Source organism: Stagnihabitans tardus (assembly GCF_009925085.1).
Lineage (GTDB): Bacteria > Pseudomonadota > Alphaproteobacteria > Rhodobacterales > Rhodobacteraceae > Stagnihabitans > Stagnihabitans tardus.
In genome coordinates this window covers 91,441-106,428 of record NZ_JAABNR010000013.1, presented here as the reverse complement: position 1 = coordinate 106,428, position 14,988 = coordinate 91,441, and the positions used below count along the sequence as shown (strand labels likewise).

General features: G+C 68.3%; 12 protein-coding genes. 10 read left to right on the top strand and 2 right to left on the bottom strand.

The genetic code is table 11. From position 1 onward, the window contains the following. Positions 1-203: 203 nt before the first annotated feature. The 9 genes from GV832_RS14590 (at position 204) to GV832_RS14550 (ending at position 10,960) form a co-directional block, all read left to right on the top strand. The gene (locus GV832_RS14590; RefSeq protein WP_227754435.1) at positions 204-1,232 is read left to right on the top strand and encodes an OmpA family protein; all 1,029 of its coding nucleotides are present in this window, start codon (positions 204-206) and stop codon (positions 1,230-1,232) included. Positions 1,233-1,239: 7 nt separating this feature from the next. Then, positions 1,240-2,706: a caspase family protein gene (locus GV832_RS14585; RefSeq protein ID WP_168775617.1), complete on the top strand. Its 1,467-nt coding sequence runs from the start codon at positions 1,240-1,242 to the stop codon at positions 2,704-2,706. Between the two features lie 285 nt (positions 2,707-2,991). Continuing rightward, positions 2,992-4,011, top strand: a complete 1,020-nt coding sequence (locus tag GV832_RS14580) for a ligand-gated ion channel (protein WP_168775616.1) — start codon at positions 2,992-2,994, stop codon at positions 4,009-4,011. Continuing rightward, the gene (locus tag GV832_RS14575; protein WP_168775615.1) at positions 4,011-4,904 is read left to right on the top strand and encodes an ROK family protein; all 894 of its coding nucleotides are present in this window, start codon (positions 4,011-4,013) and stop codon (positions 4,902-4,904) included. Before GV832_RS14580 ends, GV832_RS14575 begins: the two co-directional genes overlap by 1 nt. Before the next feature lie 174 nt (positions 4,905-5,078). Beyond that, positions 5,079-5,858 carry an inositol monophosphatase family protein gene (locus tag GV832_RS14570; protein WP_168775614.1) on the top strand — a complete coding sequence of 260 codons (780 nt, stop codon included), beginning with the start codon at positions 5,079-5,081 and terminating at the stop codon, positions 5,856-5,858. 279 nt (positions 5,859-6,137) lie between these two features. Next, the gene (locus tag GV832_RS14565; protein WP_168775651.1) at positions 6,138-7,385 is read left to right on the top strand and encodes an imelysin family protein; all 1,248 of its coding nucleotides are present in this window, start codon (positions 6,138-6,140) and stop codon (positions 7,383-7,385) included. Positions 7,386-7,444: 59 nt separating this feature from the next. Further along, positions 7,445-8,947: a di-heme oxidoreductase family protein gene (locus GV832_RS14560; RefSeq protein ID WP_168775613.1), complete on the top strand. Its 1,503-nt coding sequence runs from the start codon at positions 7,445-7,447 to the stop codon at positions 8,945-8,947. Beyond that, positions 8,947-9,909: an imelysin family protein gene (locus GV832_RS14555; protein ID WP_168775612.1), complete on the top strand. Its 963-nt coding sequence runs from the start codon at positions 8,947-8,949 to the stop codon at positions 9,907-9,909. The genes GV832_RS14560 and GV832_RS14555 overlap by 1 nt, the downstream gene beginning before the upstream one ends. Before the next feature lies 1 nt (position 9,910). Continuing rightward, positions 9,911-10,960 (top strand): DUF1513 domain-containing protein, encoded by a 1,050-nt coding sequence (locus tag GV832_RS14550; protein WP_168775611.1) that lies wholly within the window; start codon positions 9,911-9,913, stop codon positions 10,958-10,960. A gap of 75 nt (positions 10,961-11,035) precedes the next feature. On the opposite strand, the gene GV832_RS14545 is transcribed toward GV832_RS14550, so the two are convergent. Both GV832_RS14545 and GV832_RS14540 read right to left on the bottom strand, forming a co-directional pair. Next, positions 11,036-11,482, bottom strand: a complete 447-nt coding sequence (locus GV832_RS14545; protein ID WP_168775610.1) for a cytochrome c-type biogenesis protein — start codon at positions 11,480-11,482, stop codon at positions 11,036-11,038. Continuing rightward, positions 11,479-13,452: a heme lyase CcmF/NrfE family subunit gene (locus GV832_RS14540; protein ID WP_168775609.1), complete on the bottom strand. Its 1,974-nt coding sequence runs from the start codon at positions 13,450-13,452 to the stop codon at positions 11,479-11,481. Before GV832_RS14540 ends, GV832_RS14545 begins: the two co-directional genes overlap by 4 nt. Before the next feature lie 475 nt (positions 13,453-13,927). Between GV832_RS14540 and rocF the strand changes: the two genes are divergently transcribed. Then, on the top strand, positions 13,928-14,842 hold the full coding sequence (gene rocF, locus GV832_RS14535) for an arginase (RefSeq protein ID WP_168775608.1): 915 nt from the start codon (positions 13,928-13,930) through the stop codon (positions 14,840-14,842). Positions 14,843-14,988: the final 146 nt, after the last annotated feature.

Here is a 14,988-nt window from a genome sequence, read left to right as displayed (position 1 = left end):
CTGTCCGGGAAGCGCCCTGCCCCCGGTCTCTTGGCGCCAAGGTGCTGCATTCGGCGCCCCCTGACAAGACGGCAGGCGCAGCCAGAGGGGGAAAAGCCCTTCGCATTTCCCACCGCATTTCCGGATGACAAAGCCGCGATCCTGTTGCTTTATCTTGCACAAGGCGCATAGTCCCGATGCCTGCACCTCCGCGCGAGACCCCGATGAACGCCCTTCGCCTTTTGCCGCTGATCGCCCTGATGGCCGCGCCTGCCTTGGCCGAGGACAACCCCTTTGCCCCGGGCTGGACGCTGAACCCCCTGGGCTCGACCCTGGGCTTCCAGTCGGTCAAGAACGGCACCAAGGTCGAGATGAACAACATCGCCACCTTTGGCGGTCATATCGCGCCCGATGGCATGGCCGAGGTGCAGATCGCGCTCGATTCCATCGACACCCATATCGACCTGCGCAATGTGCGGATGCGCTTCCTCTTCTTCGAGACCTTCAAGTTCCCGACCGCCACGGTCACGGCCAAGGTCGACCCCCTGGTGCTTGAGGGCCTCAAGGACGGTCCGCGCACCTTTGCCGTCCTGCCCTTCACCCTGACGCTGCATGGCGTCACCAAGGAGATGTCGGCTCCGATCTCGATCACGCAACTGGGGCCGGATACGGTCGCCGTGGCCTCGGTCGGGGTCATTCCGGTGGTGGCGGAGGATTTCGCCCTGACCGAAGGCGTGGCCAAGCTCGAGGATGCCGCCAAGGTCAAGCTTCTGCCGGTGGGTTCGGTCTCCTTCGACTGGATCTTCACCCGCGACGGGGCGGCGCCCATGGTCGCGGCGCTGACGACCGGGGCCGATGCCGCCAAGGAGACCCGGGGCGCCTTCGATGCCGAGGCTTGCGCCACGCGCTTTGACACGCTTTCCCAGGCCGGCAACATCACCTTCCGCTCGGGCTCGGCGCGGCTGGATGTGGCGGGCTCTGCCGTCCTGGACACGCTTCTGGACGTGGTCACGCGCTGCCCCGAGATGAAGATCGAGATCGGCGGCCATACCGATGACGTGGGCCCCGATGCCGCCAACCTCGCCCTCTCCGAGGCGCGGGCGGCTGCGGTCGCGGCCTATTTGGCAGAGCGCGGCGCGGGGGCGGATCGCCTGACCCCCAAGGGCTATGGCGAGGCCGCTCCGCTTCTGCCCAATGACAGCGCCGAGAACCGCGCCCGCAACCGCCGCATCGAATTCAAGATCCTGGACTGAGTGTGACATGCGACTCCTGGCCTCTTTCCTTATGTTCCTCGCCCTTGCGGTCCCGGCCATGGCCGAGAAGATCGCCATGGTCATCGGCATGGCGGCCTATGAAAGCGTCCCCGGGCTGAAGAACACGATCAACGATGCGAAACGGGTCGGCGCCAAGCTGGAACAGGTGGGCTTCAAGGTCACCTATGTGCTGGACGCGACCCAACAGCAGCTTCTGGACACGATGGACAGCTTCTCCTTCGCCTCGGAAACCGCGGATGTGGCGCTGGTCTATTACGCGGGGCACGGCGTCGAGGCTTCGGGGCAGAATTTCCTGATCCCGGTCGATGCCAAGGTGCGCTCGATCAAGGACGTGGCACGGGTCTCGGTCTCGCTCGATCAGATGCTGGCCGCCGTGGATCATGCGCGCAAGATGCGCATCGTGATCCTGGACGCCTGCCGCAACAATCCTTTCGGAGAGCTCCTCTCGGCCTCGGATATCGGTGAGGGCGGGGTGGCCGAACAGGGGCTCGCCCCGGTCAATCCCGAACAGGGGACGCTGGTGGCCTTTGCCCAGCAGAAGAACAAGGTGGCGCTGGACGGGGCGGGCGACAACAGCCCCTATGCCCTGGCCCTGACCGAGTCGATCACCGAGCCCGACCTGGAGATCGGCCTGATGTTCCGCCGGGTCCGCGACGAGGTCCTGAAGGCCACCGACAACAAGCAGGAGCCCTGGACCAATGGCTCGCTGTCGGGCACGCCCTTCTACCTCGCGGGCTCCAGCGACGGGGTGGCGGATCCGGAGGCGGCGGCTGACCCGCGCGTGGCCTGGGCCGGGATCAAGCCCGATGCCGAGCAACGGATGCGCTCCCTGGCCGAAGAGGGCGACCCGCGCTCGATGCTGGGGCTCGCCTATATCGCGCAGAACCCCAACGACAGCCGCTATGACCCCAAGCTCGCGCTGGACTACATGACCCGGGCTGCGGCGGCGGGCGAGGCCGAGGCCGAGTTCGAACTGGCCAAGATCTATGAACAGGGCCTGGGCGTGCCCCCTGACCCCAAGCGCGCGCTGGAGCTGTACCAGGCCGCTGCCGACCAGGGCTTTGCCGATGCGCTGAACGACCTGGGCTTCCTCTATTTCCAGGGCGGTCTGGGCTTGGTCCCCGACCAGGCCAAGGGGATCGAGTATTTCCAGAAGGCGGCGGCGCTGCGTCACCCCGAGGCCATGTTCAACATGGCGGGCATGATCGACGGCGGATTTCTCAGGGATAAGGGGCCCAAGGACGCGGCGGCCTATCTTTACGATTCGCTCCGCGCAGGCAGCGCCGATGTGCTGAACCAGCTGACGACCAATGCCGAGGCCTTCTCTCCCAAAACGCGGGTGGAATTGCAGAAGATCCTGAAGGAACACAATTTCCTCGAGGGCAAGGCGGATGGCAAATTCGGCCCCGGGGCGATTGCGGCGATCCGCCTGGCCTATGGTCTGAAGGACTAGGCCCCAGGGTTTTGCTGGTCTGAGGGCGCGAGGGCCCAGACACAAGCCGATCTCAGCGCCCCTTGGGGCCAGTGTCGCCCTGGCTCACTCACGACAAAGGCAGGCTGACCTCCCCCCCCGGGGCCCTCTCCTCCCCTCACGCGCCCTGCCCCCAACCTGCGGCCTGATGCCGAGGCCCTGATTTTTCGCAGAGAAATCGTGGCCTTCGCGGGGCGTCGAGCCCCTTGCCAGAGCGCATCGCAAGCGCCAATCTGGCGCCGACCCCAAAGCGAAGCGGAAAACCCCATGCGCGCCTTTCTTTCCCGGCTTGTCCTCGCCCTCTCGCTGCTCTGGCCCGGCCTGACCCTGGCCCAGACCAGCACGACGACCACCGAGGCCACCACCACCGAGACCCCCGCCGCAGCCCCGGCCGGCCACCTGGAGGTGTCGGTCGGCGCCTATATCCTGCGCATGTCCAATGTCTCGCCCCAGACCGGCTCTTACGATGTCGACATGTGGCTCTGGTTCCGCTGGAAGGGCGGCGATCTGAAACCCTATGAAAGCTTCGAGATCGTCAACGGCGTCATCTCCAGCCGCTCGGAGCCCCAGGTCCAGGAAGACGATGGCATGCAATATGCCACGGTCCGGGTCCAGGCCACTGTCTTCCACGATTTCGACGTCCGCCGCTTCCCCCTGGACAACCATGTCCTGCCGATCATCATCGAGGACGGCGTCTCCATCGACCGCGACCTGTCCTATGTCGCCGACGAGGGCACCGCGATCGACCCTTCGGTGGAGGTCGCGGGCTGGAAGGTCGCGATGCAGACCCCGGGGATCGAGGTCCACAAATACGCCACCAACTATGGGTTGCGCAGCGCGGGCGATGCGGCGAGCGATTATTCGCGGCTGACCTTCTATGTCGCGCTCGACCGCACCTCCTGGGCGCCCCTGTTCAAGAGCTTCTGGATCTCGGCGCTTTCGGTGCTTCTGGGCCTCCTGGCCTTCCTGATCAAGGCCGATGACCTCGATGCCCGCTTCGGCATGGGCGTGGGTTCGATCTTTGCCGCCAGCGCCAATACTTTCGTGATCACGGGAAGCCTGCCGCCCACCACCGCCGTCACCCTGGCCGAACAGATCAACCTGATCGCCGTGGCCATCATCTTCATCGCGGTCTTCGTCTCGATCTGGAGCCTGCGGCTGCGCTACCGCGACATGGAGGAGGCAAGCCTGGCGCTGGACCGCCGGGCCATGTGGGTCCTGGGCAGCATCTATGTCGCCTTGAACATCCTGGTCATGGCGGTCGATCTGAACGGGCTGGCGGGCTGATGCTGATCGGCATCGACTGGGGCGGCACCAAGATCGAGGGCGTGGCGCTGGCGCCCTCGGGGGCCGAGCTCTGGCGCGAAAGGGTCGACACGCCGCGCGGCGATTACCGGGGCTGCCTCTCCGAGATCGTGGCGATGATCGGCCGCGCCGAGGCTGCGACGGGGCAAAGGGGCTCGGTCGGGATCGGCATCCCCGGAAGCCTCGAGCCGGTGAGCCGTCTGGGCAAGGGCGCCTCTTCGACCTGGCTTTTGGGTCAGCCGGTGGAGGCCGACCTGCGCGAGGCCATCGGGCGCGAGATCAGGGTGGAGAACGACGCCGATTGCTTTGCCGCGTCGGAGGCCGTGGATGGCGCGGGGGCGGGGTATAACGTCGTTTTCGCGGTGATCCTGGGCTCTGGCGCCGGGGCGGGGATCGCGGTGGGGGGAAGGGCCCATCACGGGCCGAACAATTCGGGCGGGGAATGGGGCCACAACCCCCTGCCCTTCCCCGATACGACCGAGATCCCCGGCGCGCCCTGCTATTGCGGGCGGCATGGCTGCATGGAGACCTGGGTCTCGGGCCGCGCCTTCGAGGCGGAGTGGACGAAGCACACCGGTGCCGCGCTGAAGGCCCGCGAGATCATGGCGCTGAAGCGCCAGGGCGACCGCCTGGCCGGGATGCTCTGGGAGCGGTATATCGACCGCGTGGCGCGGGGCCTGGCCACCGTGGTCAACACGCTGGACCCCGATGTCCTGGTGATGGGCGGGGGCATGTCCAACGTGGACGAGCTTTACACCGACCTGCCCCCGGCCTTGGCGCGGCGCACCTTCTCGACCGTCTTTCACACGCCGATCAAGCGCAATGTCCATGGCGATGCCTCGGGCGTCCGCGGCGCGGCCTGGCTGTGGAAGTGACCGAGGCCCCCTTCTCACCGCCGTCCCGGGCTTGAGCCCCGGGACCTCGACATGAACAGTGGAACCGCCCCTCTTTCCCCGCCGTCCCGGACTTGATCCGGGACCTCGACCCGAACAGAAGAACCGCCCAAGCTTTAGCCTGGCCCCCATCCCTCTTTCCCGGACCCGCGCCCCATGGACCTGACCCCGCGTTTCACCTTCGCCCTCTCCCTCGTGCAAGAGGCGGGCGCCCTGGCGCTTGGCTATTTCAACGACCTCGGCTCCTTGACCGTGCAGTCCAAGGGCCTGCAGGACATGGCCTCCGAGGCCGATCTGAACACCGAGCTCCTGATCAAGGCGCGGCTGGCCGAGGCCTTTCCGGGCGATGCCTTCTTCGGCGAAGAGACCGGTTCCATGGCGATCGCAAAGGGTCAGGGCGTCTGGGTGGTCGATCCGATCGACGGCACGCAGCCTTTCCTCTCGGGGCTCTCGTCCTGGTGCGTCTCCATCGCCTTCGTGCTGGACGGGGTCCTGCAATTCGGCACGGTCTTTGCCCCGGCGCGGGGGGAGCTTTTCGCGGGCGGCCGCGGCTTCCCCGCGACCTTGAACGGCAAACCCGTCAAGCGCCATCCGGGGCGGACGATCCGGGGTGGCCTTGTGGCCACGGGCTATTCCCCCCGGGTGTCGGGGGCGCAGTTCCTCGGCCCTTTCACCCAGCTCCTGGAAGGCGGCGGCATGTTCTTCCGCGACGGCTCGGGCGCCTTGAACCTGTCCTACGTCGCGGCGGGGCGGTTCCTGGGCTATATGGAGCCGCATATCAACTCCTGGGACTGCCTTGGCGCCATTGCGGTGATCGAGGCGGCAGGGCTGAAGGTCAACGACTTCCTGGCCGGTGAGGGGCTGCACAGGGGCAATCCCATCGTGGCGGGGGTGCCGGGGGTCTATGAAGAGCTCGCCCGGATGAACGGGCTTTAAGCTTAGCGGAGCGGCTTCGCCGCAAGTTTTTCCTGTCGCCTGCGGGCCTGCGCCCTCCGGCTCCGCCAAGCGGTACGGTGCCGCTTTGTGCTGGCCTTGGGGAAAGCGTAGGGTGGGTGTCAACCCACCGCTCCTCCGCCTCGTCGCCTTGCCGGGCGCCTGGATCACGCGTCCCATTTCCCAAGCAAAAGAATCGGCTTTACAGAAAAGTATTTTTGTCAGAAATAACAGGCAGCCCTGCCCCGGATCTCCCCGGGCCCCAACCCGATGGATGACCCCATGCGCCTGCTCCTCTCCACCGCGCTTTGCACCCTTGCCCTGCCCGCCTTCGCCGCCACGCCGGAGGAGGTCACGACCCATTACGCCGACATCGCCCAGGCGACCTATGGCGATGCGCTGACCACGGCCCAGGCCCTGCAGGCGGCCGTCGCGGCCCTCGTGGCCCAGCCCTCGGACGCCACCCTGCAGGCCGCCCGGACCGCATGGATCGCCGCCCGCGTGCCCTATCAGCAAAGCGAAGCCTTCCGCTTCGGCAATCCGGTGGTGGATGACTGGGAGGGCCGGGTGAACGCCTGGCCGCTCGACGAGGGGCTGATCGACTATGTGGCCGAGGGCACGGCCACCAACGAGGAAAACGCCCAGGCCGGGCTGAATGTCATCGCCACGCCGACCTTTACCCTCTCGGGCGAGGTGGTGGATGCCGCCGCCATCACCCCCGACCTGATCGCCCATCGCCTGCACGAGGCCGAGGGCATCGAGGCCAATGTCGCCTCGGGCTATCACGCGGTGGAGTTCCTCCTTTGGGGCCAGGACCTGAACGGCACGGGGCCGGGGGCCGGGGCGCGGCCCTTCACCGATTTCTCGACCAGCGACTGCACAGGCGGCAACTGCGACCGCCGCGCGGCCTACCTGGTGGCGGCAACCGATCTCCTGGTCGCGGACCTGACCGAGATGGCCGCCGATTGGGGCCCCGAGGGTGCCGCCCGCAAGGTCGTGACCCAGGACCCGACCCAGGGCGTCATGGCGATCCTGACCGGCATGGGCTCGCTGTCCTATGGCGAGCTGGCGGGCGAGCGGATGAAGCTCGGCCTCATGCTCAACGACCCCGAGGAAGAGCATGACTGCTTCTCGGACAACACCCACAACAGCCATTATTACGACGGGGTCGGCATTCGGAACGTCTATACCGGCAGCTACACGCGGGTCGATGGCACGGTGCTGGCCGGACCGTCGCTCTCGGACCTCGTCACGGCGGCCGATCCCGCGGTGGCCACGGAGCTTGCGGGCAAGCTTGACGCTTCGGTCGCGGCCCTGGGGGCGGTCAAGGCGCGGGCCGAAAGCGGCATGGCCTATGACCAGATGCTGGAAGCGGGCAATGCCGAGGGCGAGGCGCTGATCATGGGCGCGGTCACGGCGCTGGTCGACCAGACCGCCTCGATCGAACGCGCGGTCAAGGCGCTGGGGCTCGATCAGATCGCCTTCGAGGGGTCGGACAGCCTCGACAGCCCCGACGCCGTCTTCCAGTAAGCCTGCCCCAGCCATGGGCCCCCGGGCCCGAAGCCAAGGGCCCAAGGCCCGGAAAGGACATGATGCAGACCCGCATCGCCGCCCTGCTTTTGGTCTCTGTCGCGCAGGCCGCAGGGGCCCAGGCGCTGAACGACCGCCACCTCTCGGTCCTCCCCCGCACCGAGGCCGAGGCGGCCCGCATCGCCGCCGTCCTCGCCCCGCCACAGGATTTCTCGAAGCCCGAGAAATTCGAGGACAAGCCCGGTGGCGCGGCAACGGTCAGGGCGCTGGAGACGGCGGATGCCTTCTCGCAACATTCGGCCAATATGTCCTTCGAGGCCGAGATGGGGTTCAAGCTGGGCAATGCGCTCTTCCGCAAGGCCTGGATCGCCTCTCCCTCTTCGACGCTCGCCTCGGACGGGTTGGGGCCCTTCTACAACGCCCGCGCCTGCCAGGATTGCCACCTGAAGGACGGGCGCGGCCATCCGCCCGATACGCAGGACGGGCCGCGCACCGGCATGTTCCTGCGGATCTCGGTCCCGGGCGGCGCGGTGCCCATGGGGATCGAGGGTTGGCTCCCCACCCAGCCGCATCCGGTCTATGGCGGCCAGGTGCAGGACCTCGCCACGCCGGGCCTGGAGCCCGAGGGCGAGATGGTGGTGACCTATGCAGACCAACCCGTGACCCTGGCGGATGGGACCGTGGTCGTGCTGAAGGCGCCGACCTATGCCATGCTCCCCGACCCAGGGCCAGCGCTTCTGTCGCCCCGGGTGGCGCCGCAGATGATCGGGCTGGGGCTTCTCGAGGCCATTCCCGCGGCCGATATCCTGGCCCATGCCGATGAGGCGGATGCCGATGGCGACGGGATCTCGGGCCGGGCGCAGATCCTGCCCTCGGAGGAGTTCGGCGTGCCGATGCTGGGGCGGTTCGGGCTGAAGGCCGGGGCGCCGACGATCAAGGCGCAATCGGCCGGGGCTTTCTCGGGCGACATGGGGCTGTCGACGCCCTTGCATCCGGCGCCCTTGGGGGACTGCACCGAGGCCCAGACCACCTGCCGCACGGCGCCCGATGGCCAGGAAGAAGGCGTCCGCGACGGGCTCGAGGTCGATGCGAAAAGCCTGGACCTGGTGACCTTCTACTCCCGCAACCTGGCCGTGCCCGCGCGGCGGGGCGTCGATGACCCCCAGGTCCTGGCCGGCAAACAGGTCTTCTACGCGGCAGGCTGCCAGTCCTGCCATGTGCCGAAATTCGTGACCAACCGGCTGGAGGGCCAGCCCGAGCAGAGCTTCCAGCTGATCTGGCCCTATACCGATCTGCTTCTCCATGACATGGGGCCGGGCCTCGCCGACAACCGCCCCGAGGGTCGCGCCAGCGGGTCGGAATGGAAGACCCCGCCCCTGTGGGGCATCGGCCTGACCGAACAGGTCACCGGCCGTGCCAGCTTCCTGCACGACGGCCGCGCGCGCTCGCTCTTGGAGGCCGTTCTGTGGCATGGTGGCGAGGCGGCAGCCTCCCGCGATACCGTGGTGGGCCTGTCCAAGACCGACCGCGATGCCCTTATGGCCTTTCTGGAGAGCCTGTGATGCGCGCCCTTCTCCTGACCCTCGCCCTGCTGGCCGCCCCCGCAAGGGCCGATATCGCCGAGGCGGTGCAGGATCACATCCTGCCGGGGATGGCCAAGCTGCAAGCCTCCGCCGAGACCTTAAGAGATGCGGGAAATACCTGCGACACCAAGGCCTTGCAGGACGGGTTTCATGCAACTTATGATGCCTGGATGGCGGTGCAGCACCTCCATCTCGGCCCCACCGAGGAAGAGGGGCGCGGCCTTGCGGTGCTCTATTGGCCCGATCCCAAGGGCATGGGGGCCAAGGCGCAGATGGCGCTGCTGAAGGGCGATCCGGCCAAGCTGGAGCCAGAGGCCTTCGCCGAGCAATCCGTCGCCGCACGCGGGCTTTTGGCGCTGGAGCGGCTGATCTATCCCGAAAAGCCCCTGCCCGCCGATCCCTGCCCGCTGATCGCCGCCACCACGGCGGACCTCGCCCGGGTGACGGGGGAAATCGCGGCGGGCTGGCAGGACTATGCCCAGCTTCTGACCACGGCCGGAGAGCCCGGCAACACCGCTTTCCTCTCCCGCACCGAGGCACGCCAGGCGCTGTTCACGCAACTCGCCGCCGGGCTCGAGACCCTGAACGACGGGCGCATCGGGCGCCCCCTGGGCAGTTTCGAGGCCCCCCATCCCGAACGCGCCGAGGCCCGCGCCTCGGGCCGCAGCTTGCGCAACATCACCCTGGCGCTGAGCGCCTTGCGCGACTTCACCGAAAGCCTGACCCCCGATGCGCCCCAGACCCTGGCCGCTTTCGACGCCGCCATCGCCCAGGCCGAGGCGATGGACGATCCGATCCTTGCCGGGATCACCGAACCGCAGGGCCGGCTGAAACTGGAAATCCTCGCGCAATCGGTGACCCGCCTGCGCGAGCTTGCCCTTTCCGAGGTCGCGCCCGAGATGGATGTGGGCATCGGGTTCAATTCTGCCGACGGAGACTGAGATGCGCCCGAACCGCCGCCTCTTCCTGGGGGGCCTTGCCGCCCTGGCCCTGCCGCGCCCCTCCTGGGCCGATGCGGGCAGCCCGGCCTGGCTCGCCGCCGCCAAGGAGGGCGAGGACTACTGCCTGCATGGGCTCTCGGAAAGCGGCGAGAGCCTCTTTGCCCTGCCCCTGCCCGCGCGGGGCCATGCGGCGGCGGCCCATCCCGAAAAGCCCCTGGCCGTGGCCTTTGCCCGGCGCCCTGGGACCTTTGCCCTGGTGATCGACTGCGTGACGGGCGCCGAGACCCACCGCTTCTCTCCGCCCCCGGGGCGCCAGTTCAACGGCCACGGCGCCTTTTCCGCCGATGGGCGGGTGCTTTACACCTCCGAGGTCGTGGCCGAGGGGTCAGAGGGTCGCGTGGGCATCTGGGAGACGGAGGGCTTCACGCGGATGGGGGAATATGCCAGCGGCGGCATCGGGCCCCATGACTTGAAGCTTCTGGCCGATGGGCGGCTGATCATCGCCAATGGCGGGATCCAGACCGATCCGACCGACCGCAGCAAGCTGAACATCGAGACCATGCGACCCAATCTGACGCTGATCTCCAAGGGGGGGACCGTGCTGGAGCAGGTGACGCTGCCGGACCTGCACCAGGCCTCGATCCGCCACCTGGTGCTGACCGCGACGGGCGTGGCCTTTGCCATGCAATGGGAGGGCGATCCGGCGGAGGTCGTGCCGCTCTTGGGCCATTGGGTGCCGGGTCAGGCGCCGGAGCATTATGCGGCGCCGGAGGGCGAGGCCGAGCGGATGAAGGGCTATGCGGGGTCGATCGCCCGGGCCTCGGACGGGCGGCTGGCGATCAGCTCGCCCAAGGGCGGGGTGGTGCAGGTCTTTGATGCGCAGGGGCAGTTCCTGGCCACCCATGCGCGGGCCGATGTCTGCGGGCTGGCGGCGCTGGGGCCGGGCTTTGTCACCAGCGACGGCGCGGGCGGGATCTGCGCGCTGGATGAGGGCCTGCGGCCGCTGGCCAAGCTGGATCTTGCTTGGGACAATCACATGGTGGCGCTGTGATCGCCTGAACTGCGGAAGGTCAGGCGCGGGTGGAAAGGCAAGCCCGCGTGCGACTCCGGGGCCCCGGGAGAACCTTCAGTCCTTCAGGATATCCCGCAACCGCGCCTCTTCCTCGGCGCTGAGCCCCTTGACCTCGGAGGCAGCGGCGCGGCGGCGCATGACGGCAAAGGCCAGGCCCCCGCCCGCCAGAAGCGCGGCGGGGCCTGCGAGCCACAGGACCAGGTTCGCCCCCGTCGCGGGCGGGTTCAACAGCACGAACTCGCCATAGCGCGCGGTGATGAAAGCCATGGCCTCATCGTCGCTGTCGCCTGCCGCGATCCTCTCGCGGACCAGAAGCCGCAGGTCGCGGGCCAGCTGCGCATCGCTGTCGTCGATATTCTCGTTGCGGCAAACGAGGCAGCGCAGTTCCTTGGACAGCGCCCGGGCGCGGGCCTCTTGCGCCGGGTCGGGCAGGATCTCGTCGGGCTGGACGGCGAAGGCCGGAGAGGCGAGGAGCGCCAGGGCCAGGAGAAGGCGCTTCATTCGGTCGGCACTCCTTGCGGCTTGGCGCGGGCAGCACCTGCGGCCAGGCGATAGCGCCGGTCGGTCAGCGAGAGAAGCCCGCCCAGGCCCATCATGACGCCGCCGATCCAGAGCCAGAGCGCAAAGGGCTTGAGGTAAGAGCGGATCGCATAGCCGCCGCCGTCCTGCTCGTCGCCCACCACGACGTAAAGGTCACCCAGCACGCCGGGGCGGATCGCGGCCTCGGTCGTCGTCATCTGGGCGAAGGGATAGACCCTTTTCGCCGGATGCAGCCTGTCGATGAGCTGCCCATCCCGCTTGACCGCGATATCGGCGACCTGGGCGGTGAAGTTGGACCCCGCTTCCTCGCGGATGCCCTCGAAGGTGATCTCATAGCGGCCGAGCGTGAAGCTCTCGCCCTGTTTCACCACGCGGATATCCTCGACCGACCAGGAGGTCAGGGCGACGACGCCGAAGATCGTGAGCCCAAGGCCCGCATGAGAGGTGACGCGGCCCCAATCGGCGCGCGGCAGGCGGGTCAGGCGCGAGAGGCGCGCGGCAAAGGCGCCGCGCCCAGAGCGCCCCCAGAGATCGACCAGCGCGCCGGAGATCAGCCAGGCCGCCAGCGCCACGCCCAGGGGCCCCAGCGTCGATCGGCCCGAGCCCACGGCCCAGGCGAGGAGCCCCGCCGCCACGGCCAGGACCAGGGCGGGCAGGAAGGGGCGCATGGCACGCGAGAGCTCTGCGCGCTTCCAGGGCAGGACCGCGCCGATGGGCAAGACCAGGGCCAGGACCACGACGAAGGGCGAGAAGGCCGCATCGAAGAAGGGCGCGCCGACCGAGAGCGCCCGGCCCAGGAGGACCTCGGCCACCAGGGGCCAGATGGTGCCGACGAAGACGACGAAGGCCGCCACGGTCAGGAGGAGGTTGTTCACCACGAGCCCGCTTTCACGCGAGACCATGGAGAAGACCCCCTTGGCCTCGAGATCACCCGCCTTGGCGGCGTAAAGCGTCAGGGCTCCGCCCATGAAGATGCCGAGGATCGCCAGGACCGCCATGCCCCGCGTCGGGTCGGAGGCGAAGGAGTGGACCGAGGTGATGACGCCCGAGCGCACGATGAAAGTGCCGATGAGCGAGAAGCCAAAGGCGAAGATCGCGAGGAGGATGGTCCAGGACTTCAGGGCCTCGCGCTTTTCCACGACGATGGCGGAGTGCAACAGTGCCGTGGCGATGAGCCAGGGCATGAAGGAGGCGTTTTCCACCGGGTCCCAGAACCAGAAGCCGCCCCAGCCGAGCTCGTAATAGGCCCAGAGCGAGCCCATGATGATGCCGATGGTCAGGAACATCCAGGCGGCGAGCGTCCAGGGCCGGACCCAGCGCCCCCAGGCGGCGTCGACGCGGCCCTCCAGCAGGGCGGCGACGGCGAAGGCGAAGGACATCGAGAGCCCGACATAGCCCAGGTAGAGGAAGGGCGGGTGGAAGGCGAGGCCGGGGTCCTGGAGGATCGGGTTCATGTCATTGCCGTTCATCGGCGGGGTGACAAGGCGCAGGAAAGGGTTCGAGGTGAAGAGCATGAAGCTCAGGAAGGCCACGCCGATGGCCCCCTGCACCGCCAGGACCCTGGCCTTGAGGCGGAGCGGCAGGTTCTGCCCGAACCAATGGGCGCAGCCTCCGAAGAGCGAGAGCGCGAGGACCCAGAGGAGCAGCGAGCCCTCGTGATTGCCCCAGACGCCCGCGACTTTGTAGAGCAGGGGCTTTTCGGTATGCGAATGGGCGACGACGAGGGAGAGGGAGAAGTCCGAGGTCACGAAGGCCCAGGTTAGGGCCCCGAAACTCAGCGCGATGAGGGCGAATTGCACGGCCGCCGCGGGGCCTGCCAGCGCCATGAGGCGGCGGTCGCCGACCTGGGCCCCGATGAGAGGAAGCGTGCTTTGCAGGAGGGCCGTCACAAGGGCGAGGATCAGGGCGAAGTGGCCGAGTTCGGTGATCATGGAGGCTCCCCTTGGATTTGGACCAGCATAGGGGCTTTGCGCGGCAGAGGGAAGGCACGGGGTCGTGAGGAGGGGGGGCGTGGTTCCGGAGCCCCCTGGCGGCTTGGCAGCCTTGGGGGCTCCGGGAGGAAGCGGGGGCTGCCGCCCCCGCACCCCCGCATTCGGGGGACTGCCGTCCCCCGAGCCCCCTGCCCCAAGGGGAGCACGCTCCCCTTGGGAAACCCCGTGGGTATCGGGAAAAGATGAATGCCAGGGATCGCCCCCCCCACTGCTCATGCCCCCAATTCATTCCGGGGGAGGTCCGGAGGGGCCCCCTGGGTCCCTCCGGGCGGGGTCCGGGGCGGCAGCCCCGGCGTCCCCCGGGCCAACTGCCGCAAAGGCCGGGCGATCTGCCGCCCTTCTGCACCAGGACCGGGCAGAATGACGGTGGACCGGGAGCATATGGCGCGGGATAAGGGGGGAAACGGAGGGTCTTATGGAAGTCAGTCTGATCGGGGCGCCCATCGACGCGGGGCAAAGGCGGGCGGGTTGCATCATGGGGCCCATGGCCTATCGCGTGGCGGGGCTGGGAGCGGCGATTGCCGAGCTTGGGCACGGCGTCGAGGACAGGGGCGACCTGGGCCCGGATGCGGTCCAGGGCGCCCATTGCGCCAATCCGGTGGTGCATGACCTCGACCTGGTGCTGGGCTGGACCCAGGCCCTGCGCCGCGCGGTCGGCGCGGAGCTGGCCCTGGGCCGGATGCCGGTGATCCTGGGCGGAGACCACTCCCTGGCGCTGGGCACGGTTGCGGGGGCGGCGGAACATGCGGCCTCGGTCGGGCGGCCGCTGTTCCTTCTGTGGCTCGATGCCCATTCCGATTTCCACACGCCGCTGACCACGACCTCGGGCAACCTGCATGGCACGCCCGTCGCCTGGATCGCCGGCCGCGAGGGTTTCGACGCCTTCGGCCCCTTCCCCGCCGCCCTCCCGCCCGAGCGCATCTGCCTTTACGGCATCCGCTCGGTCGATCCGGCCGAGCATGCGGCGCTTCTGACCCATGACATTGCCATCAACGACATGCGCGTCCTGGACGAACACGGCATCGTGGCCCCGCTGCGCGCTTTCCTCGACCGGGTCCGGGCGGCGGGCGGCATGCTGCATGTCTCGCTGGATGTCGATTTCCTCGACCCCTCCATCGCCCCCGCCGTGGGGACGACCGTGCCGGGAGGGACCACCTTCCGCGAGGCGCATCTTGTCTGCGAGCTTCTCCACGAAAGCCGCCTCGTGACCTCGCTGGACCTGGTGGAGCTGAACCCTTTCCTCGACGACCGGGGAATGACGGCCAAGCTGATGGTGGACCTCGTGGGCTCGCTGATGGGGCGCAAGGTCTTCGACCGGCCCACGGCGTAAGCGGGGGACTTCTCCCCCGCACCCCCAGCTGGAGGGACCCCGGGGGCCCCTCCAGACCTCCCCCCTTTCAATATGGCCCAAATACTCACGGGGGTTCTCAGGGGGAGCGTGCTCCCCCTGAGGCGGGGGGCTGGGGGGGCGGCAGC